Annotated in this window: 22 protein-coding genes and 1 other annotated feature; of the genes, 9 read left to right on the plus strand and 13 right to left on the minus strand. The window is 30.6% G+C overall.

Features of this window, described 5'->3' with window-relative positions; genetic code table 11:
• Positions 1 to 179: 179 nt before the first annotated feature.
• From L988_RS02810 to ptsP, 13 genes are all read right to left on the minus strand, one after another.
• A complete protein-coding gene (locus L988_RS02810) occupies positions 180 to 611 on the minus strand; it encodes a hypothetical protein (protein WP_047381377.1) in 432 nt (143 codons plus the stop codon).
• Positions 612 to 628: 17 nt separating this feature from the next.
• Positions 629 to 1,264, minus strand: coding sequence for an L-threonylcarbamoyladenylate synthase (locus L988_RS02815; RefSeq protein ID WP_047381379.1), 636 nt, complete (start codon positions 1,262 to 1,264; stop codon positions 629 to 631).
• A gap of 95 nt (positions 1,265 to 1,359) precedes the next feature.
• On the minus strand, positions 1,360 to 2,310 hold the full coding sequence (locus L988_RS02820) for a ribose-phosphate pyrophosphokinase (protein WP_047381381.1): 951 nt from the start codon (positions 2,308 to 2,310) through the stop codon (positions 1,360 to 1,362).
• Between the two features lie 5 nt (positions 2,311 to 2,315).
• Complete coding sequence (glmU, locus tag L988_RS02825) at positions 2,316 to 3,662, minus strand: bifunctional UDP-N-acetylglucosamine diphosphorylase/glucosamine-1-phosphate N-acetyltransferase GlmU (RefSeq protein ID WP_047381382.1); 1,347 nt, start codon at positions 3,660 to 3,662, stop codon at positions 2,316 to 2,318.
• A gap of 74 nt (positions 3,663 to 3,736) precedes the next feature.
• Positions 3,737 to 4,258 carry a J domain-containing protein gene (locus L988_RS14085; RefSeq protein WP_293720974.1) on the minus strand — a complete coding sequence of 174 codons (522 nt, stop codon included), beginning with the start codon at positions 4,256 to 4,258 and terminating at the stop codon, positions 3,737 to 3,739.
• 63 nt (positions 4,259 to 4,321) lie between these two features.
• A complete protein-coding gene (locus L988_RS02835) occupies positions 4,322 to 4,885 on the minus strand; it encodes a tetratricopeptide repeat protein (RefSeq protein WP_047381387.1) in 564 nt (187 codons plus the stop codon).
• A 126-nt stretch (positions 4,886 to 5,011) separates the two neighbouring features.
• Positions 5,012 to 5,362, minus strand: coding sequence for a 50S ribosomal protein L20 (gene rplT, locus L988_RS02840; protein ID WP_023050246.1), 351 nt, complete (start codon positions 5,360 to 5,362; stop codon positions 5,012 to 5,014).
• 52 nt (positions 5,363 to 5,414) lie between these two features.
• Complete coding sequence (rpmI, locus tag L988_RS02845; protein ID WP_047381390.1) at positions 5,415 to 5,621, minus strand: 50S ribosomal protein L35; 207 nt, start codon at positions 5,619 to 5,621, stop codon at positions 5,415 to 5,417.
• A gap of 27 nt (positions 5,622 to 5,648) precedes the next feature.
• Entirely contained in the window at positions 5,649 to 6,161 is a 513-nt protein-coding gene (gene infC / locus L988_RS02850) for a translation initiation factor IF-3 (RefSeq protein WP_047381392.1), read from the minus strand.
• 12 nt (positions 6,162 to 6,173) lie between these two features.
• Positions 6,174 to 6,310: a sequence feature (ribosomal protein L20 leader region), on the minus strand.
• Positions 6,311 to 6,416: 106 nt separating this feature from the next.
• Entirely contained in the window at positions 6,417 to 8,039 is a 1,623-nt protein-coding gene (locus L988_RS02855; protein WP_047381394.1) for a S1 RNA-binding domain-containing protein, read from the minus strand.
• Positions 8,032 to 8,898 (minus strand): 4-hydroxy-3-methylbut-2-enyl diphosphate reductase, encoded by an 867-nt coding sequence (gene ispH / locus L988_RS13790; protein WP_047381397.1) that lies wholly within the window; start codon positions 8,896 to 8,898, stop codon positions 8,032 to 8,034. Before ispH ends, L988_RS02855 begins: the two co-directional genes overlap by 8 nt.
• A gap of 5 nt (positions 8,899 to 8,903) precedes the next feature.
• Entirely contained in the window at positions 8,904 to 9,173 is a 270-nt protein-coding gene (locus L988_RS02865; RefSeq protein ID WP_047381399.1) for an HPr family phosphocarrier protein, read from the minus strand.
• Complete coding sequence (gene ptsP / locus L988_RS02870) at positions 9,170 to 10,927, minus strand: phosphoenolpyruvate--protein phosphotransferase (protein ID WP_047381401.1); 1,758 nt, start codon at positions 10,925 to 10,927, stop codon at positions 9,170 to 9,172. Before ptsP ends, L988_RS02865 begins: the two co-directional genes overlap by 4 nt.
• A gap of 216 nt (positions 10,928 to 11,143) precedes the next feature.
• Between ptsP and hrcA the strand changes: the two genes are divergently transcribed.
• From hrcA to rnr, 9 genes are all read left to right on the plus strand, one after another.
• Positions 11,144 to 12,139 (plus strand): heat-inducible transcriptional repressor HrcA, encoded by a 996-nt coding sequence (hrcA, locus tag L988_RS02875; RefSeq protein WP_047381403.1) that lies wholly within the window; start codon positions 11,144 to 11,146, stop codon positions 12,137 to 12,139.
• A complete protein-coding gene (gene grpE / locus L988_RS02880) occupies positions 12,129 to 12,662 on the plus strand; it encodes a nucleotide exchange factor GrpE (RefSeq protein WP_047381405.1) in 534 nt (177 codons plus the stop codon). The genes hrcA and grpE overlap by 11 nt, the downstream gene beginning before the upstream one ends.
• A 45-nt stretch (positions 12,663 to 12,707) precedes the next feature.
• The gene (gene dnaK / locus L988_RS02885) at positions 12,708 to 14,519 is read left to right on the plus strand and encodes a molecular chaperone DnaK (RefSeq protein WP_047381406.1); all 1,812 of its coding nucleotides are present in this window, start codon (positions 12,708 to 12,710) and stop codon (positions 14,517 to 14,519) included.
• A 79-nt stretch (positions 14,520 to 14,598) separates the two neighbouring features.
• Positions 14,599 to 15,762 carry a molecular chaperone DnaJ gene (gene dnaJ / locus L988_RS02890; RefSeq protein ID WP_047381409.1) on the plus strand — a complete coding sequence of 388 codons (1,164 nt, stop codon included), beginning with the start codon at positions 14,599 to 14,601 and terminating at the stop codon, positions 15,760 to 15,762.
• Positions 15,763 to 15,832: 70 nt separating this feature from the next.
• Positions 15,833 to 16,105, plus strand: coding sequence for a preprotein translocase subunit YajC (gene yajC / locus L988_RS02895; RefSeq protein ID WP_047381412.1), 273 nt, complete (start codon positions 15,833 to 15,835; stop codon positions 16,103 to 16,105).
• Between the two features lie 72 nt (positions 16,106 to 16,177).
• Positions 16,178 to 17,209: an N-acetylmuramoyl-L-alanine amidase gene (locus tag L988_RS02900; RefSeq protein WP_047381415.1), complete on the plus strand. Its 1,032-nt coding sequence runs from the start codon at positions 16,178 to 16,180 to the stop codon at positions 17,207 to 17,209.
• 9 nt (positions 17,210 to 17,218) lie between these two features.
• A complete protein-coding gene (locus tag L988_RS02905) occupies positions 17,219 to 17,758 on the plus strand; it encodes a GerMN domain-containing protein (RefSeq protein ID WP_047381417.1) in 540 nt (179 codons plus the stop codon).
• A 56-nt stretch (positions 17,759 to 17,814) separates the two neighbouring features.
• Positions 17,815 to 18,378 (plus strand): bis(5'-nucleosyl)-tetraphosphatase (symmetrical) YqeK, encoded by a 564-nt coding sequence (yqeK, locus tag L988_RS02910; RefSeq protein WP_047381419.1) that lies wholly within the window; start codon positions 17,815 to 17,817, stop codon positions 18,376 to 18,378.
• Between the two features lie 17 nt (positions 18,379 to 18,395).
• The gene (gene rnr / locus L988_RS02915; RefSeq protein WP_047381422.1) at positions 18,396 to 20,543 is read left to right on the plus strand and encodes a ribonuclease R; all 2,148 of its coding nucleotides are present in this window, start codon (positions 18,396 to 18,398) and stop codon (positions 20,541 to 20,543) included.
• Positions 20,544 to 20,545: the final 2 nt, after the last annotated feature.

Genomic DNA, 20,545 nt, shown 5'->3' on the forward strand with positions numbered 1-20,545 from the left:
AGTCGAACCAATTACCTACTGATTACAAGTCAGTTGCTCTACCAGGTGAGCTAAAGCGGCATCCCTTAGACATTTATAATTATACCCTATGATATATAAAAAGTCAACATTTTTTTTAAAAAAAAGAAGTAGAATATTTCTCTACTTCTGACTTCCTTTGATTTTACTAGGTTTTTCAATTATTTTTTTAATTGAATTAATAACTCTCTATATTGTTTTATCATAACTTTCGTCATTGACTTCTTTATTAATTGATACCATTTAAATTGAACTGACTCCATTCCTCTAACAGCATCTGCAACCATTCTTGTTAGAAACTCTTGCTCTTCATATGAAAGTTTTAGCTCCATTCTATCTTTAGAATCTGCTATAGATTTTACATAATCTAAAAATTGTCCTACATTTTGCATTCCACTATTTACATCAAACTGCTTTTTTATTTCTTCTATAAATTTAGATAAGAATTTTTTTGTACCTTTATCTAAAGTTACAGAATATTTTCTCTTTCCTTTTCCAATTTTTTGAATTGAATTCATCATTCCCATCATAGATGACATTGAATTCATTTGCATAGGATTCATGTTATTTGGGTTTAATTTTTGTGCCTTCATCAGTTTCCTCCAAAATTTTATATTTTTCCAATAAGTTTCTCTATTGCTTCTTTTTTTATAGCTCCCTCTCGAAGTATTTTGGGAACATCTTTTGTTAAATCTATTATTGTTGACTCTACACCTAAAGGAGATTTTCCTCCATCTATAATTATATCTACTCTTTCCTTAAAGATTTCATTTAACTCTTCATAACTTCTAGGAGTAGACTCTCCAGATATATTTGCACTTGTTGTTGGAAGAACTCCACCTACAGACTCTATTATATCCTGTGCTAATTTTAAAGCTGGTATTCTTACTCCAACAGTTTGTCCTCCTGAAACCATTATATCTGGTACACTATTTCTTTTATTTAAAATTATTGTCAATGCTCCTGGCCAAAATTTTTCTGCCAACTTTACGACAATCTCTTTTTTCTCTTCATCTACTATTGCTACTTTTTCTACATACTCAACTTTACTTAAAAGTGCTATCAATGGTGAATTAAAGGCTCGTTCTTTAGCCTTATAAATTTTTTCAATTCCTTCTAGTGATTTCAAACTTGCCCCAACACCATAAACAGTATCTGTTGGATATATTATTATTCCATTTTCATCTAAGATTTTTTTTATAAATTTTAAATCAATGTTGTCTTCTTTATATACAATTCTTTTCATAATAAATCCTTTTCCTTAATATTTATTTATTATAAAATAATTCTAACATATAAAAATAAAAAAAGCTAGTATAATACTAGCTTTTCTATATGCTTTTACTTTTCAAATAACTCAGATACAGATTCGTTATTAACGATTCTTCTAACTGCCTCTGCAAGAATTTCATCTACAGATACAACTTTTATCTTATCTATTTTCTTAGATTCTGGAAGTGCTATTGAATCTGTTATAATAACCTCTTTTAAACAAGAAGCTTGTAATCTTTCAATAGCTGGATCAGAAAATACTCCATGAGTACAACAAGCATAAGCTTCTACAGCGCCTCTTGCCATTATAGCTTCAGCTCCATTTGTTATTGTTCCTGCAGTATCAATCATATCATCAATAAATATTGCAACCTTACCTTCAACCTCTCCAATTAAGTTCATTACTTCTGACATATTTGGTTTTGGTCTTCTCTTATCAATAATTGCTATTTTACAATCTAGCCATTCTGCTAATTTTCTAGCTCTTTTTACTCCACCGATATCTGGAGATACTACTACCACTTTTTCTCCTGATAATCCTCTAGCTATAAATGACTTAGCTAGTAAAGGTAATGCTTGCATATGATCCACTGGAATATCGAAGAATCCTTGGATTTGATCAGCATGTAAATCCATAGTTACGATTCTTGTCGCTCCTGCTGTTGTTAATAAATTTGCCACTAATTTAGACGTGATCGGCTCTCTAGGTCTTGATTTTCTATCTTGTCTAGCGTATCCGTAGTAAGGAATGATAACGTTTATCGATTTAGCTGATGCTCTTTTTAAAGCATCAATAAATATTAATAACTCCATTATATTCTCGTTTACTGGCTCAGATGTAGATTGAACAACAAATATATCTCTACCTCTTACCGTTTCTCCTACACAAACATAAACCTCTCCATCTTTAAATCTAACAATCTCAACATCTCCTACTGAAGTCCCATATTTCTCAGCTATTTTTTTAGCTAACTCCACGTTTGATGTTCCGGCAAAAATTTTTACCCCAGGTCTTTCCATTTTTTCTATTTCCTCCAATCAAATTTTATAACTTGTTTACTTCTTGATACCGCTAACGCATTTTCTGGAACATCTTTTGTTATTACAGAACCTGCTCCAACCAACGCATTTTCTCCTATATTTAAAGGAGCCACCAACATGGTATCACTTCCTATAAAAGCATTTTTTCCAATTGTGGTTTTGAATTTATTTTTACCATCATAGTTACAAGTTATTGTACCTGCACCTATATTAGTTTTTTCTCCGACTGTAGCATCTCCAAGATATGTTAAATGTCCTGCTTTAACACCCTTTTCTAATACTGATTTTTTTATTTCTACGAAGTTTCCAATATGAACTTCCTCTTTCAGATGTGATTTAGGTCTCAAGTGTGCAAAAGGACCTATTGTCACTCTATCCTCTACAACACTTTCTTCTAACACTGAACTTTCAACTCTTACATTATTTCCAATGTTACAGTCAATCACTCTTGTATTCCCTAAGATCTCACAATTTTGACCTATTACTGTATCACCTTGCAATAAAGCTCCTGGATAAATTATTGTATCTTGACCTATTTCAACACTTTCCTCTATGTAAACACTATTTTTGTCAATGAATATTACTCCATTTTCCATATGTTTTTCATTTATTCTATTTTTCATTATACAGTTTGCTTTTTCTAACTCTATTTTAGAATTTATACCTAAAATTTCATCATTATCCTCTAATAAAAAGGCCTCTACTTTTTTTCCATCCCTAACATTTATTGCAATTACATCTGTTAAGTAGTATTCTCCTTTTTCATTTTTATTATCAATTCTATCTAAAGCTGATAATAAGTCTTTTGATTCAAAACAGTAAACACCCGCATTTACCTCTTTTATAGCTCTAATCTCTTCAGATGCTTCTTTTTCTTCAACAATTCCTATAACCGTTTCATTTTCTTTAACAATTCTACCATATCCAAATGGATTTTCATATATAGAAGTTAATATAGTTGTTATAGCTCCTGTTTGTTTATGATAGTTATATAACTCTTTTAAAGTTTCCTCTCTTAACAAAGGAGTGTCTCCACAAAGTATCATTACTGTCCCATCAAAATCTTTCAACTTATCTTTAGCTTGAATCACTGCATGGCCTGTTCCTAATTGCTCCTCTTGAACTACATACTGCATATTTGGAAGTACTTTCAATACCTCTTCTTTTTTATGCCCCAATATAAGTATATTTTCAATAGAACCAATTTTACTGCATGTATTAACGATTTTTTGTACCATCGGTACTCCACAAACTTTATGTAAAACTTTTGGCAGCTCAGATTTCATTCTTGTTCCTTTTCCTGCTGCTAAAATCAGTGTCTTTAAACTCATCATACCCTCCATTTTATTCAACTTTTACATTGTACCACAAGATTTAACATTTTTGCAAAAAAAAATATTTATAATTATTGAAGTTTTTCATAAGCTTCATTTATCTCTTTAAATTTTCTTTCGTGCATCTCTCTAATTTCGGCATCTGCATTTGCATATCTATCTGGATGATGTTTTTTTGCTAACTCTCTATACGCTTTTTTTATCTCTTCAGGTGTAGACCCTTCCTTTACTCCAAGAATCGCATAGTATTTACTTTTGTCTTCAAATGTTCCAAACGGATTGTTTTGGTAACCACCTTGATAACTTCCACCATACTGATTTCCTTGATTTCTAAACATATCCTCGAAATCTTTTTGAGTATAAGATTGATAATAAAAAGTTTTTTTTCTTGGATTTTTTTTATTTATAAAATATCTAATAATTAAAAACACAAGAATTATTGGGAAAAATTGAATTACTATAAATCCAAAAAAAGAAATTAGTAACATTATAAAAAATAGTGCTGGCAATGCTGAGATTGCTCTATTCATCCCAAACAATATTGCTATTACTAAAAAAATAGCCGCTGTTAAAACTAATGCTATTGATATCATTATTTTCTCCTTGATTTTTTACTATATTATAAAATAAGGGAATAGATTTTCTATCCCCTATTTTTATTTACCCTTAATTTTATCTTTTAAATACTCTATCTTTTCTTTAATCTCTTTATCTCTTGGGTCAATTTCATAGGCTGCAATATATTCATTTAAAGCCTTTTTATATCTTCCTAAAAACTCATACTCTTTAGCAAAATCAAGATGTGCACTATAAATATCTAAATCTAAAAATATTGCAAAATCATAACTATTTATAGCCTCTATTATTTTTCCTGCTCTAGAATACGCATTACCTAATAAGAAGTATACAAAAGCATCCCCAGGCTTTTTATCTAAAAATATATTAAAATATTTTATACTTCTTGTATAGTTCCCCAACTCATAATTTAAATATCCAATAAACCCAATTGTTTCGCTATCTTTTTTTCCTAAAGCTCTTAATTTTTCATAGATTTCTAAAGCTCCATCACAATCTCTTTTATAAAAAAGAATTGTTCCTAACTTTTCTAAGTTTTCAATATCATTAGGTTTTGTTAAAAGCTCAAATCTAATCTCTTGTTCCTGATCTAATAACTCTTCTTTACTTATATCTATTCTCTTTAGTATTTTTTTTCTTAGCATTTTAATCCCCCTTAGGTTTTTTAAAACTACTCTCCTGAAAAATTATATCATATTTTTGCTTTTTATTTAAGAGATTTTAAAATAGTTTTAAATAAAAAAAAGAGCCTAAGCTCTTTTTTAACTATCTTATAATGCTGCTTTTGCAGTTTCTGCTAATTTAGCGAACTCAGCTGCATTGTTTAAAGCGATATCTGCTAATACTTTTCTATCTAACTCGATTCCTGCTCTCTTTAATCCGTTCATTAAAGTTGAGTAAGTTAATCCGTTGATTCTTGCAGCAGCGTTGATTCTGATGATCCATAATTGTCTCATCTTTCTCTTTCTAACTTTTCTATCTCTTGTAGAGAAAGCTTCCGCTCTCATTACTGCTTGTTTAGCTTGCTTGAAAACGTCACCTGACGCTCCTCTAAATCCTTTAGCAGCTTTTAAAACTTTTTTATGTCTTCTTCTTCTAACTATTCCAGTCTTAACTCTCATTTACTTATCCTCCTAAAATTGGTTCTTTAACAATAATATTCCTAAAGAATTATTATCTTCCTACTCCGTATGGTAATAATCCTTTTAAGTGTTTCTCTAATGTAGAAGTGATTACTGTATCCTTCTTTAATCTGTTCTTTCTTTTTCTTGTTTTCTTAGTTAAGATATGGCTCTTTCCTGGCTTCTTAACAACGAACTTTCCTGTTCCAGTTACTTTAATTCTCTTTCTAGCACCTCTATGAGTTTTCATTTTTGGCATTGTAATGTTCCTCCTCTCAAATCTTCACTATTTTTTTGGTGATAAGATCAAATATTTTTGCTTATCATTATATTTTTTATCAACATCTGCGATTTCAACGAATCTTTCAGATATTTGATCTAACATTTCAATTCCTTGATCAGCGTACATTCTTTCTCTTCCGTACTGAACAAGAGTTATTTTAACCTTGTTGTCCTTCTCTAAGAACTTTGTAACATGAGCTATTTTTGTATCCATATCGTGCTGATCTATTCTAGCTCTAAACTTAACCTCTTTAACAATAACTTGCTTTTGGTTTTTCTTAGCTTCTTTAGCTTTTCTAGTTTGCTCGTATTTATACTTTCCATAATCCATTATTTTACATACTGGTGGCGCAGCATTTGGAGATATTTCAACTAGATCTAATTCCTTTTGCATTGCTAATTCTAAAGCTTCTACAGCCGACATGATTCCTAATTGTTCACCAGTTTCAGAGATAATTCTTAACTCTCTACCTCTTATTTTTTCGTTGATTCTAACTTTGTCCGAAATAATAGACACCTCCTATTAACTATCAAATAAAAAAAACAGGATATAAAATTCCTGTTAAACTCAAATAATTATTAAGGCTAGCCCTAAACAAAAATTTAAATACCTTTATGTAGGTCATGCCCCACAAGGTGAGAAACAGGAAGTTTCTTCTTGATAAATCTTATTAATTGTCTTTAATAATTATAACACAATTATACAAAAAGTCAACTTTATTTTTTATTGATTTTATTGAGGTCCTCTTTATTTTGAGGACCTCTAATTATATTACTCTTCGCTTGAAGAAGTTCCATACTTTTCTATAAGTTCTTTATTCTCATTTTTTTCTTTTTCTAATTGTACTTTTTTTATAGAAAGTTTTATTCTTTTCTTTTCAGAGTCAATCTCAACTATTTCAGCTAAAACATTATCTCCTACATTGAATACATCTTTTAAATTTTTGATGAAATCTCTAGATGCTAACTGAGTTGGAATAAATCCATCTACTCCCTCTCCTAATTTAACAAACATTCCGAAGTCCTGAATATTTTTTATCTCTTTTTCTATTCTATCTCCAACTTTATAATTTTCTAAAGCAGTTTCCCAAGGATTTTTTGTTAAATCTTTGATGCTTCCTTTTATTTTTTGTCCTTCTAAATTTAATTCAGTTACTTTAAACTCAACTTTATCTCCTTTAGAATATCTTTTATTTCCTGACCATGCAAAATCAGAGTTATGAATAAATCCATCTACTCCTTCTTCAACTTCAACAAAAATACCAAATGGCTTTACTTCCACTACAGTTCCTGTTAAAGTAGATCCTACTGCATACTTTTCAGCTGCATCTTTCCATGGATTTGCACTTAATTGCTTTATTCCTAATTTTAACTTTCTTTCAGTTGGATTTAATTCAGTTATAACAACTTTTACTTCATCTCCAACCTTAACAAAAGCATTAACGTTTACTTTTTTATTTGCCCAAGAAAAATCAGATGTGTGGATTAGCCCTTCTACACCTGGTAGCAGCTCAACAAAAGCACCATAATTAACTACTCTCGTTACTTTTCCTAAAACTTCAGAACCAACAGTATTTTTTTCTGTTAGTATGTCCCATGGATTTCTCTTCAATGCCTTTAGTGATAATCTTACATTTCTTTTTTCTTTTTCAATTTCTATAATTTTAGCTTCAATTACATCACCAGTTTTATATAACTTTTGTAAATCCACTGTTTTTTTCCAATCTATTTCTGATATATGTATAAACCCTCTTACTCCATCTAACTTTACTGTTAGTCCAAAATCTAAAACCTCTAAAACTGTAGCTTTAACAACACTGTCTAAAACTAACTTATCTATCGCCTCTAACTCTTTAGCTGCAACAATTTCTCTTCTAGATAAAAGAATCTTTTTACCTTTTTTATCCTCTTTTACATCCTTTATTACAACAGAAACCTCTTGTCCTAAGAAAGAATCTCCTTGGTCAAACGGAATCTCTGATAATGAATTAGGTAAGAATCCTTGTTGGAAGAATAGCTCAACAACATATCCACCTTTTACTCTTTTTAAAATTTTTCCTGTTACAATCTCTGCGTTATTGTAAGCTGCATTTAATTTTTCAGAACCGATTTCCATATCGATTCTTCTTTTTGATGCAATTAAAACCAGAGAGTCATCCTCTTCTAATTGTGAAACTATTAGAACTTCAACTTCGTCTCCTACAGAATATCCTGCTAATTCCTCTGTTCTTACTCTTACAGCTTTCGGTTCTCCGGCTACCTCTAAATATGTGAAGTTTCTGTCTGTATTTACAATTGTTCCAGTTACTTTTCTTTTTAGCTCCTCATCCTCTTTTATTGGCATATACTCATTTAGTAATGCTTCAAAATCTTCATAGTAATCAAAGTTAGACATTAAAGTTCCCCCTTATTTTATTTTCTATTTTTTTTATGATATCTTCTGGAGTTGATGCTCCCGCTGTTATCCCTACTTTCATATTTTCTGAAAATAAAGTTAAATCTAATTCCTTTTCATTTTGAACTAAATAACTATTTGTATTCTCAGCTAAAGCCACCTCTAGAAGTTTTTTACTGTTCGAGCTTTTCAAATCTCCTATTACAATAACTATATCACATGTTCTAGATAACTTTCTAGTTGCTTCTTGTCTTTCGCTTGTCGCTCCACATATCCTATCAAATATCTGAGCATTTGAATAGTATTTTTCTAAATATTCTTTCATCTCTTGAAACTTTTCTTTGTTTAAAGTTGTTTGAGTTAAAACTGTATATCTTTTACTTCTATCCAAAGAACTTTCTTTCAATTCATCTATATTTTTTAAAACATGTATCTTTTCTCCAAACGAAATAATACCTTTTACTTCAGGATGGTCTTTATCACCAATAAATATAATCTCGTCTCCTTCATGTTCTCTTTCTATTAGAATCTCTTTTATTTTATCTACAAAAATACACGTAGCGTCCTTTATTTCAACTTCTTTTCTCTTTAATTTCTCCATTATTTTAGAAGTTGTTCCATGAGCTCTTATTATCACTACGTCTCCTTTTTTTAACGGATCTTTATCTTCTAAAATATCTTCTTCATCTAAAGTTATAAAACCAATATTTTCCATCTCTCTAACTACATCTTTATTATGTACAACCATACCTAAAATATATTTATTCACATTTTTTCTTTTAGCTATTTCATAACAAGTTTCTACTGCTTTTTTTACGCCAAAGCAAAATCCCATTTTTTCAGCTCTTATTATTTCCACTGATTTTACTCCTCATTAAACTTTTTTACTTCAATTAAGTCTATTAGTTCCGCGATCATTTCATCCTCATCGCTACCATCACACTCTAAAGTTAAAACTCTTCCTTGCTCTGCTGCAAGAAGCATCAACCCCATAATACTTTTTCCATTTATAACTTCATCTTCAAAGATAACATTTATATCTGCATCATATTTACTTGCTGTTTGAACAAATAAAGAAGACGGTCTAGCATGTAATCCTGCTTTATTTTTTATTGTTACTTCTACTTTTTTCATACTATATTTCTCCCTTCTATTTTATTTAAATATTCATTTAGTATTTCTTTTATCTCTTCTGAATCTTTTGCTTTCAACATCGCAAATTTTACATCTTCTAATTCAGAAACTCTAATTTTCCTAACCAGATTTCTAATTTTAGGAATGTATGCTGGTGCCATACTCAAATCTCTTACTCCTAAACTCATCAAAGCTATTACAGCCTGATCTTCTCCAGCCATTTCACCACATACAGATATTTTTTTATTTTTTTTCAAAGCAGCAATCGTAACCATCTCAATAGCTCTTATAACAGCAGGATCATAGCAATCGTACAGCTTCTCTGCAATCGGACTATATCTATCTGTAGCTAAAATATACTGTGTTAAATCATTCGTTCCTATCGAAAAGAAATCTACATAATCTGCAAATATATCTGCAAGCATTACGTTTGACGGTACCTCTACCATCATTCCAATCTCTATATCATCTTTAAAACTCTTACCCTCATTTAAAAGTTCTTCTTTACACTCTTTAACTAAATCCTTTGCCTCATTTATCTCTTTCAAATTAGTTATCATTGGATACATCATTTTTATATTATGATGCTCTGCCGCTCTTAAGATTCCTTTTATCTGATTTTTAAACAACTCTTTATTAGATAGAGTTAATCTCATACCTCTACATCCTAAAGATGGATTTTCCTCATCTACCATTTTATAATATGATAACTTTTTATCTGCACCAATATCTAAAGTTCTAATAATTATTGGTTTATTAGGCTGGCTCTCTTCAAATTCATGAGCTATATTTTCATATATCTTACGCTGCTTTTCTTCGTCAGGAAACTCCTCTGCATCCATATATATCAACTCTGTTCTTAACAAACCTATTCCATCAGGTTTTTTTCTACAAACTTGAGCTATATCTAAACGTCCCCCTATATTTAAATGTAAATAGACTCTTTCTCCATCAAGAGTTATACTTTCTTTATCTATTGATTCTTCGATTTCTTTAATTTTATTTCTATATCTATTTTTATCCTCTTCACATCTATTTAGTGTTTTTATATCAGGGTTCGTTATTACTTTTCCTTCTAAAGATGTGGTATCTAATATAATTTGATCTCCCCAATCAACTGAAAATATATCATTTCCACCCATCAAAGTTGGAATCTCTAACGCTTTTGTTAATATTGCTGTATGAGATGTCTCTCCCATATATTCCATTATTATTCCATTTAATTTTATACCACTATAATAAATTTTTAAAAGTTCTGACGGAAGTAACTCTCTCAAAACAAGAATTTTACCATCTAAATTAGAATCAACACTGTCTTCTGATGTCAAATTCATTATAATTCTCTCACTGATATCTTTTATGTCTAAAGCTCTTTGCTTATATATAGGGTCTGCTATTTTTTCAAACATCTCTATATATTTATTAGAAACTTTTTTCACTACAGACTCAGAGTTATTTCCCTCTTTTTTTATTCCTTTTTTTATATCTGTTATAAACTGTGGATCATCTAACATCATTATATGAACTGTTAATATTTGCAAATCCTCTTTACTTATTTTTCCTTCTAAATTACTTTTAATTTGTTTAATATCATTTTTTGCTTTCTGAACTGCACCTAAAAATCTTTCAATCTCTTCATCAATTTTATCTGACGAAATTTTATAATTTTCAATATCTATCTTTTTTTTTCTCTCTATATAGGGTTGTCCTATAACTATTCCAGGGAAAATACTTTTACCTACGATAACTCCCATTTTACTCACCCCTTGACTATTAATTCTCTAAAAAAATTATACCGTATTTCTCTTTTTTTTTAAACTATTATTTATTCTTAATTTTTTATTTTATAATTCTTTTTTTATTTTTTTTTTAAAAAGTTATTGACTTTTATTTTATTTTGTATTATATTAATTTCAAGTTTAGCACTCCACAACAACGAGTGCTAATAAAAAATTAAAAAGGGTGATTCTATGGTTGTCAGTGATAGAGAAAAGCTTGTTCTTAGTGCCATTATAGATTTCTATTTACTTTCTGGAGAAACAATTGGTTCTAGAGCACTCGTAAAAAAATACAATATCGATCTATCCTCTGCAACAATAAGAAATGTGATGTCTGATTTAGAGGACATGGGATTTATCGTGAAAACCCACACTTCTTCAGGTAGAATTCCCACTGATAGAGGATATAAATTTTATCTAGAAGAACTCTTAAAAATTGAAAAACTTTCAAGAGAAGAACAAGCTAGAATAAATTCTGTTTATGAAATCAAAATGAGAGAACTTGATTCAGTTTTGAAAAAAACTTCAACTCTTCTTTCAAAGTTAACTAACTATGTCGGAATAGTAATCGAGCCTACTCATAAAAAAGAAAAGATAAAAAAAGTTGAACTTGTACATATCGATGATTATATGGCTATGGCTGTTATTGTTATGGAGAACAAAAGTGTTCGTACAAAAAAAATCTTTTTTGACGAAATGTGCAGTCAAGATGAACTTGCTAAGCTTTCTCAAAGAATTAATAATGAAATTAAAAACCATCTTATCGAATCTCATGAAATCGAAAAAATTATAGATTTTGTATATAGTGAGGTAGAAGGAAAACTTTTCTTAGAAAATTCATCTGAGATTTTCAAAGATAAGCAAGTCAATGAAATTAGTGATGTTCTCGACATTTTTTCAAAACGTGAAAAAATCAAAGAACTTTTCGAAGAAGCAATAAGTTTAAAACCATTTAAAGAAGGAGAAGTCAATGTCATCTTCGGTGAAGAACTCGCTGTAAAAGGTTTAGAAGATTATAGCTTTGTTTATTCAGTTTATAATATGGATAACTCTCCTGGAGTTATTGGAGTTATGGGCCCTAAACGTATGTCTTACTCAAAAACAATGGGACTTATTCAACATGTCACTAAAGAAGTTAACAAAGTTATCAAAGAAATAAGTAACGAAGGAGATTATAATGACAGATAAAGATATAAAAGATGAAATAATTGAAGAAACAGTAGAAACAGCTGAAAACACAACTGAATCTACTTCTCAAAACACTGAAATGGAAACATTAAAAACAGAACTTGAAGATTGGAAAAACTCTTACTTAAGAAAACAAGCTGAATTCCAAAACTTCACAAAAAGAAAAGAAAAAGAGTTTGAAGATTTAAAAGCTTTTGCTTCTGAAAAGATTGTTGTAAAAGTTTTAGATATAGTTGATAACTTAGAAAGAGCTATTGCAGCTTCTTCTGAATCAAAAGATTTCGATTCATTAGTTAAAGGAGTTGAATTAACTCTTTCTCAAATGAAAAGTACTGTTGCTAGTGAAGGTGTAGAAGCAATCGAAACTGATAAAGCATCTTTCGATCCTCATCTACACATGGCAGTAGCTGTAGAAGATTCGGCGGATCATGCTAACGATGAAATAATCGCCGAATTCCAAAAAGGTTATAAAATGAAGGGTAAAGTTATCAGACCCTCAATGGTTAAAGTTTGTAAAAAATAAATTGAAAAAATTAAAAAAATTCAGATATATTAGGAGGTTTTTTAAATGGCAAAAATTATAGGAATTGACTTAGGAACTACTAACTCGTGTGTATCAATAATGGAAGGGGGATCTACTACAGTAATCTCTAACGCTGAAGGAGCTAGAACAACTCCATCAGTTGTAAGTATAAAAGAAAACGGAGAGATTATCGTTGGAGAGATTGCAAAAAGACAAGCAATAACTAACCCTACATCAACAATCTTATCTATCAAAACTCATATGGGAAGCGACTACAAAGTTGATATCCACGGAAAAAACTACACTCCACAAGAGATTTCTGCAATGATTTTAAAGAAATTAAAATCAGATGCTGAAGCTTACTTAGGAGAAACTGTAACTGAGGCTGTTATCACTGTTCCAGCTTACTTTACAGATGCTCAAAGACAAGCTACAAAAGATGCTGGAGTTATCGCTGGTTTAGATGTAAAAAGAATTATCAACGAACCTACTGCTGCTGCACTAGCTTACGGATTAGAAAAAGCTGGAAAAGAAGAAAGAGTATTAGTATTTGACCTTGGTGGAGGAACATTCGACGTTTCAATCCTTGAAATCGCAGACGGTGTAATTGAAGTTATTTCAACTTCAGGAAACAACCATCTTGGTGGAGACAACTTCGATGATGCTGTAATCAAGTATTTAGTTGAAGAGTTCAAAAAAGAAAATGGAATCGATTTAGGTAATGATAAAATGGCTTACCAAAGACTTAAGGATGCTGCTGAGAAAGCTAAAAAAGAACTTTCTACATTAATGGAAGCTCATATCTCTTTACCATTCATAACTATGGATGCTACTGGACCTAAACATTTAGATATAAAATTAACTAGAGCTAAGTTCAACGACTTAACTAGAGATTTAGTTGAAGCTACTCAAGTTCCTACAAAGGATGCTTTAAAGGCTGCTGGATTAAATCCATCTGATATCGATGAGATATTATTAGTTGGAGGATCAACAAGAATTCCTGCTGTTCAAGAGTGGGTAGAATCATACTTCGGTAAGAAACCAAACAAAGGAATCAACCCTGATGAGGTTGTTGCTGAAGGAGCAGCTATTCAAGGTGGAGTTTTAATGGGAGACGTTAAAGATGTATTACTTCTTGATGTTACTCCATTATCTTTAGGAATTGAAACTTTAGGAGGAGTATTTACTAAGATTATCGAAAGAAATACCACTATCCCTGTAAAAAAATCACAAGTATTCTCAACTGCTGTTGATAACCAACCAGCTGTTACAATCAACGTTTTACAAGGAGAAAGAGCAAAAGCTGCTGATAACCATAAGTTAGGAGAATTCAATCTTGAAGGAATCCCAGCTGCACCTAGAGGAGTTCCTCAAATCGAAGTTACTTTCGATATCGATGCTAACGGAATTGTTCATGTTTCTGCTAAAGATTTAGGAACAGGAAAAATCAGTAACGTTACAATCTCTGGTTCTACAAACTTATCTGCTGATGAGATTGAAAGAATGAAAAAAGATGCTGAAGCTAACGAAGCTGAGGATAAAAAATTCAAAGAGTTAGTTGAAACTAGAAATAAAGCTGATATGTTAATCGCTTCAACTGAAAAATCAGTAAAAGATTACGCTGAAAAAGTAACTGAAGATGAGAAAAAAGCTATTGAAGAAGCTATCGAAGAACTTAAAAAAGTAAAAGATGGAGAAGATAAAGACGCTATTGACGCTGCTATCGAAAAATTATCTACAGCTGCTCACAAATTAGCTGAAGAAATCTATAAAGATGCTCAAGCTAACCAACAAGGTGGAGCTAATGCAGGAAATAACGCTCAAGATGACGTTGCAGATGCTGAGATAGTTGACTAATATTACTAATTAATATATACTTTACTTAAGGGATAGAGCTACTCTATCCCTTATTTTAAGAAACGGAGGATTTTTTTAAATGGCTAAAAGAGACTTTTATGAAGTTTTAGGAGCTACCAAAGGTGCTTCTGATGTAGAGATAAAAAAAGCTTATAGAAAAGCTGCTATGAAATATCACCCTGATAAATTTAGTGGAGCTAGTGAAGCTGAAAAAAAAGAAGCTGAAGATAAATTCAAAGAGATTAACGAAGCATATCAAGTGCTTTCAGACGAAAATAAGAGAGCTCAATATGATAGATTTGGACATGCTGCTTTTGAAAATGGTGGAGGCGGTGCTGGAGCTGGTGGATTTGGCGGTTTCGGTGGCGGATTTGAAGATTTAGGAGATATTTTCGGTTCATTCTTCGGTGGTGGAGGTGGATTTGGCGGTTTCGGTGGATCTCGTCAAAGAGGACCTGAGCCTGGAGAAGATTTAAGATACAATCTTGAATTAACTTTAGAAGAAGCTGCTAAAGGTGTAGAAAAAACATTAAAATATAAGAGAACTGGTTCTTGTGGAACTTGTCATGGTACAGGAGCTGAAAAAGGTTCTAAGATGAATAAATGTTCTAAGTGTAACGGTACAGGAACTATTCATGTTACTCAAAGAACTGTTTTTGGAAATTTCCAAACAACTCAAGAATGTGATGCTTGCCACGGTAAGGGAGAAGTTCCTGAGAAGAAATGTAAAAAATGTCATGGTACTGGTATCGATACTGAAGTCGTAGAAAAAACTATCAAGATTCCTGCTGGAATTGACGATGGACAAAAATTAAGACTTTCTGGAATGGGTAACGCAAGTACAGAGGGTGGACCTAATGGAGATCTATATGTTTACATCTCTGTTAAACAGCATCCATTCTTTGAAAGAAATGGAGTAGACATTATATGTGATGTTCCCGTAACATTTGCTAAAGCTACTCTTGGTGGAGAAATCGAAATACCTACATTAAACGGTAGAAAAACTATTAAGATTCCTGCTGGAACTCAAAATGATAAACTGTTTAAAATGAAAGGGGAGGGAATTAAAAATCCTAGAAGCCCTTATACAGGTGACCAAATAGTTAGAATTAAAATTGAAGTTCCTGTTAACTTAAATTCTGAGCAAGAAGATTTATTAAGAAAATTTGATGAAAGTTTAAAAGATAAAAATCATAAAGATAATAAAAACTTCTTCGATAAACTAAAGAACTTCTTCTCTTAAATTTTATTGAAAAGAGAATAACCTTATGGTATACTTGTCTTAGAAAAATATTATTTAAGGGGGCTATAATATGAACGAATTATTTGCTAAGTACGGTGGTATGATTCTTACATTTGCTATTTGGGCAGCTGTATTCTACTTCTTACTTATCTTACCAAACAAGAAAAAGCAAAAGAAACACCAAGAGATGTTAGACTCATTAAAAGAGGGAGTTGACGTTATAACTTCAGGAGGAATAAAAGGTACTATTACTAATATCGGTCCTGAATTCTTAACTATTAGAGTTGATAAAGGTGTTAACATCCAAGTGCTTAAGAATTCTATAACAAGAGTTTTAAAATAAAAATATTTACAAAAGGATGGGATGGATAACTTTCCATCCTATTTTATTATTCTAAATCGATGGAGAGCAATTATGAAAAAATACCTTATATTTCTTATGGTTTGTTTATTTCCTCTAACTATTTTTGCTAACGGTACTATTCAAAGAGTTAGAATGAACAACAACCCTGCGCAGTTAGTTTTTGATATTTCAAGTCAAGTTAAACCTAAGTTTAATAGCAACTACGACGAATATAATCGTCTACTTTTTTTAGAAATTGAAAAAGTTAAAATGAATACCAAGTTTAATCCTTCAAGCTATATTGGAAAAAGTATTGAAAAAATAGATTTAATTGACTATGGTACAAATGTCGGATTCTTTATTAAATTAAAAAAAGGAGCTGGTCACAAAGTTTACTCTTTAGCTAACCCTCACAGAATTGTTGTAGATTTAAGACCTACAACCTCTTCTAAAAAAGAGTTTACAATAGCCATTGATGCTGGACATGGTGGAAAAGATCCCGGAGCAATCGGTTTCAAAAAATATAAAGAAAAGGATATTGCCTTAGCTGTAGCTAAAAAATTACAAACTAGATTATCAAAGGATTTCAACGTTATTATGACAAGAAATACTGATGTATACCTTACTCTTTCTGAAAGAAGTCGAATAGCCAACAGAGCTAAAGCAGATCTATTTGTAAGTTTACATCTGAATGCATCTAATAATGCTTCTGCACAAGGAGCTGAAATCTTCTATTTTTCAAAAAAATCCTCACCGTATGCTGAGAAAATAGCAGCCTATGAAAATAGTTTCGGTGAAAAATATGGAGAAAAAACTGGAAGTATTGCTCAAATTATGGGAGAATTAGCTTATAACAAAAATATGGAAAAATCTATTAATATTGCAAAACCATTAAACTCCTCTTTAGCTAAAAGATTGAATTTGAGAGATCGAGGTATTTACGGAGCTAACTTTGCTGTTCTTAGAGGATTTAATGGACCCGGAATTTTAGTAGAATTAGGTTTTATCACAAATAAAGATGATGTCACAAAATTATCAAAAGATGCGAATCAAAATGTTATGGCTGATGAATTAGCAAATAAAATTAGATCATTTTTCTATTAGGAGGAATCTATGTCGAATAAACTAAAAATTTTTTTAGTGGTTTTAGCATCTATTACTATTGCAACTGGAATATATTCAAATCAATTAAATAAAAAAAGTGAAATAGTTACTCCTATTTCTACTCCAGCTAGAGAGGCTATTAGACAAACTGAAGTCACTACCCCTATTTTCTATCCTGATTTAAAAGCTGGTAAACTTTCTTCTCAAGATATTATTTTGGATTCTAACTTAAAATACAAAGAAAATATTTTAAAAAATATCATTGAGCAGCTTACTTTAAAATTAGAAGAAATTAATATTTTAAAAAAAGAAAGCTTTAAATACGAAGTATATGTAAAAAATAGAATTATTTACTTAGATTTAGATTCTAAAATTTTATCCTCAGCAAAAAATCCACAAGAGGAACTACTTATAATCTACTCTTTTGTAAATAGTCTATTAACTCCTGGAGGAGCTGATACAGTTGTTCTTCTTATAAATGGAGTTCCTACAGATAAAGTTAACTTTATCAACATTAATAAAAGTTATAAATTAAACAGTAATATATAATTTTTTTAGGAGTTTCATTTTACTGAAACTCCTTTTTCAAAATTTGGAGGACGTTTATGAATATAGATTTTTTCAAAGAAGAAACTAAAATTATTCTTTCTAAAAAAAGATATGAACACTCTCTTAGAGTTTTAGACACTGCTCTTGCTTTAGGAAAAATTTACAACGTTGATTTAAATAAACTTGCTATAGCCTCTATTCTTCACGACTATGCTAAAGAATTTAAAAGAGAAGATCTTATAAATATTTCTAAAGAATACTTTCTAGATGAAGTAGAAGATTATCTTTCAAATGCTGAAATTCTACACAGCTATGTCGGGGCATATATTGCAAATGAAAAATTTAAAATCACAGATTCTGAGATTTTAAACGCTATTAAATATCACACAACCGGACGTAAAGATATGAGTATAATCGAAAAAATTGTTTATTTGGCTGATGCCATTGAACCTAAAAGAGATTACCCATATGTTGAAAAAATTAGAGATTTATCTTTAATAAATCTGGATAAAGCTATCTTATTAGAGGTAAATAAAAAAATTGAGTATCTTTTAAAAGAGAATCATGTTATTCATGTAAACTCTATAGAGATGCGTAATTGGCTCTTAAATATGAGCTAATAGGAGGAATTAAAATTATGAAACAAACAAAATTAGATAAACAACTTGAACAATTAAAAAAAGTTTTAAAGGGTAGTAAAGCCCTAACTTTAGATGAAATTACAAAGGCTTTAGGGTGGTCACCTAAATATAAAAAAGATAATAGAGAGATTCTTGAACACTGGTTAGAAACTGGTGAAATCATGAAGAATAAAAGAAATAAATACAACATTCCTGAAAATTTAGGTTTTGTTAAAGGTAAATTTTCAAATATCAAAGGGAAATTTGGATTTGTTGATACTGATACAGAAGGATACTTTATTCCTAGAAGTAAATTTGGAACAGCGTTAGACGGAGATACTGTTTTAATAAATGTTACTTCGCCTGAAGGAAAAGGTAAAAAAGAGGGAGAGATTGTAAATGTTCTAGTTAGAGAAAAAAATACAATCATTGGAATATTTGAAAAGAAAGAAAACTTTGGTTTTGTTAGACCTACACAATCTTTTGGTAGAGATATCTATATTCCTAAAAATTTCTTTAATAAAGCTAAAGATGGAGAACTTGTAGTTGTTGAAATGACTTTCTGGGGAAGTGATGAAAAAAAACCAGAGGGTAAAATAGTTGAGAAAATTGGAAATCCATTTGATACTGATAATATGATAAAAGCTCTAATTTTAAGAGAAGGTTTATCTGAAGAGTTCCCTGATGATGTTTTAGCTGAAGCTCGTCAAATTCCAATTACTATATCTCCAGAAGAGATTAAAAAGAGAAAAGATTTAAGACATCTTCCAATCATAACAATTGATGGTGATGATGCAAAAGATTTAGACGACGCTGTTTATGTTGAAAAATTAGATAACGGTTACTACAAACTTATCGTTGCAATAGCTGATGTTTCTCACTATATTCCAACAGGTTCTAAATTAGATAAAGAAGCTGAAAAAAGAGGAAACTCAGTGTACATGGTTGATAGAGTTCTTCCTATGTTCCCTAAAGAGATTTCAAATGGAATCTGTTCTTTAAATCCACATGAAGATAAACTGACTTTCTCTGTTGAACTTTTAATTGATTCACACGGAAGAGCAATCGATGTACAAACTTACAAATCAGTAATCAACACAGCTCATAGAATGACTTATACTAATGTAAATAAAATTATTGCTAAAGATCCTGAGATGACAGAAAAATACTCTGATATTGTTGATATGCTGTTTACAATGTTAGAACTTTCTAAAATTATAAGAGCTATAAAATATAATAGAGGTTCAATTGATTTTGACCTACCTGAAGTTAAAGCTGTTTTAGATGAGAATAAAAAAGTTAAATATTTAAAAAATATTGAAAGAGGAGAGTCTGAAAGAATAATCGAAGATTTCATGATTATGGCCAACGAAGCTGTAGCAGAAAAACTTTTCTGGTTAGAGATGCCATCTGTTTACAGAGTTCATGAAACTCCTGACCCTGAAAGAGTTAAAAATCTAAGTGATACTCTTTCTAAATTTGGATATAAAATTCACTCTTTTGAAGATCTGCATCCAAAAAAATTCCAATCTATAATAGAAGATTCTGAAGCTAGAGGAATAAATATGATTGTACATAAGATGATTTTAATGTCACTTAAACAAGCTAGATACGGAGTTGAAAACTTAGGTCACTTCGGATTGTCATCTAATTACTATACACACTTTACATCACCAATTAGAAGATATGCTGATTTACTAATTCATAGAATTCTAAATATTGCTTTAAATGGATACCCTACTAAAAAACAATATGGTACTTTAATAAATTATCTTCCTGAGGTTACTACTCATATATCTCAAACAGAAAGAAAAGCTATGAAAATAGAGGATGAAAGTGTTAAAATAAAAGTGGTTGAGTATATGCTTGATAAAATCGGAGATGAGTTTAAAGCAACTATCGTTGGATTCAACAATAAAAAGATATTCTTTGAAACAGAGGAGCACGTAGAATGTTTCTGGGATGTAACTACTGCTCAAAACTTCTATGAATTTAATGAAAACGACTATGTGATGAAGGATTTAGATACTGGTAGAGAGTTCCATTTAGGAGATAAAATGGAGATTTTAACTGTTAGAGCAGATTTACAAATGCTTGAAATTGAAGTTATTCCTACTGAGTTTCATCAAGAGTATACAGGGAGAAGAAAAGAAAGGAGATTTTAATT

This window comes from Cetobacterium sp. ZWU0022 (genome assembly GCF_000800875.1).
Classification (GTDB): Bacteria; Fusobacteriota; Fusobacteriia; order Fusobacteriales; family Fusobacteriaceae; genus Cetobacterium_A.

Excerpts from the sequence above, each read along its gene's own strand:
- L988_RS02810 (WP_047381377.1), bottom strand. The coding sequence starts at position 611 with ATGAAGGCACAAAAATTAAACCCAAATAACATGAATCCTATGCAAATG.
- L988_RS02815 (WP_047381379.1), bottom strand. The coding sequence starts at position 1,264 with ATGAAAAGAATTGTATATAAAGAAGACAACATTGATTTAAAATTTATA.
- L988_RS02820 (WP_047381381.1), bottom strand. The coding sequence starts at position 2,310 with ATGGAAAGACCTGGGGTAAAAATTTTTGCCGGAACATCAAACGTGGAG.
- glmU (WP_047381382.1), bottom strand. The coding sequence starts at position 3,662 with ATGAGTTTAAAGACACTGATTTTAGCAGCAGGAAAAGGAACAAGAATG.
- L988_RS14085 (WP_293720974.1), bottom strand. The coding sequence starts at position 4,258 with ATGATATCAATAGCATTAGTTTTAACAGCGGCTATTTTTTTAGTAATA.
- L988_RS02835 (WP_047381387.1), bottom strand. The coding sequence starts at position 4,885 with ATGCTAAGAAAAAAAATACTAAAGAGAATAGATATAAGTAAAGAAGAG.
- rplT (WP_023050246.1), bottom strand. The coding sequence starts at position 5,362 with ATGAGAGTTAAGACTGGAATAGTTAGAAGAAGAAGACATAAAAAAGTT.
- rpmI (WP_047381390.1), bottom strand. The coding sequence starts at position 5,621 with ATGCCAAAAATGAAAACTCATAGAGGTGCTAGAAAGAGAATTAAAGTA.
- L988_RS02855 (WP_047381394.1), bottom strand. The coding sequence starts at position 8,039 with ATGTCTAACTTTGATTACTATGAAGATTTTGAAGCATTACTAAATGAG.
- L988_RS02865 (WP_047381399.1), bottom strand. The coding sequence starts at position 9,173 with ATGAAAAAAGTAGAAGTAACAATAAAAAATAAAGCAGGATTACATGCT.
- ptsP (WP_047381401.1), bottom strand. The coding sequence starts at position 10,927 with ATGGGAGTTATCGTAGGTAAAAGTATTTTCCCTGGAATAGTTATAGGA.
- hrcA (WP_047381403.1), top strand. The coding sequence starts at position 11,144 with ATGGTTGTCAGTGATAGAGAAAAGCTTGTTCTTAGTGCCATTATAGAT.
- grpE (WP_047381405.1), top strand. The coding sequence starts at position 12,129 with ATGACAGATAAAGATATAAAAGATGAAATAATTGAAGAAACAGTAGAA.
- dnaK (WP_047381406.1), top strand. The coding sequence starts at position 12,708 with ATGGCAAAAATTATAGGAATTGACTTAGGAACTACTAACTCGTGTGTA.
- dnaJ (WP_047381409.1), top strand. The coding sequence starts at position 14,599 with ATGGCTAAAAGAGACTTTTATGAAGTTTTAGGAGCTACCAAAGGTGCT.
- yajC (WP_047381412.1), top strand. The coding sequence starts at position 15,833 with ATGAACGAATTATTTGCTAAGTACGGTGGTATGATTCTTACATTTGCT.
- L988_RS02900 (WP_047381415.1), top strand. The coding sequence starts at position 16,178 with ATGAAAAAATACCTTATATTTCTTATGGTTTGTTTATTTCCTCTAACT.
- L988_RS02905 (WP_047381417.1), top strand. The coding sequence starts at position 17,219 with ATGTCGAATAAACTAAAAATTTTTTTAGTGGTTTTAGCATCTATTACT.
- yqeK (WP_047381419.1), top strand. The coding sequence starts at position 17,815 with ATGAATATAGATTTTTTCAAAGAAGAAACTAAAATTATTCTTTCTAAA.
- rnr (WP_047381422.1), top strand. The coding sequence starts at position 18,396 with ATGAAACAAACAAAATTAGATAAACAACTTGAACAATTAAAAAAAGTT.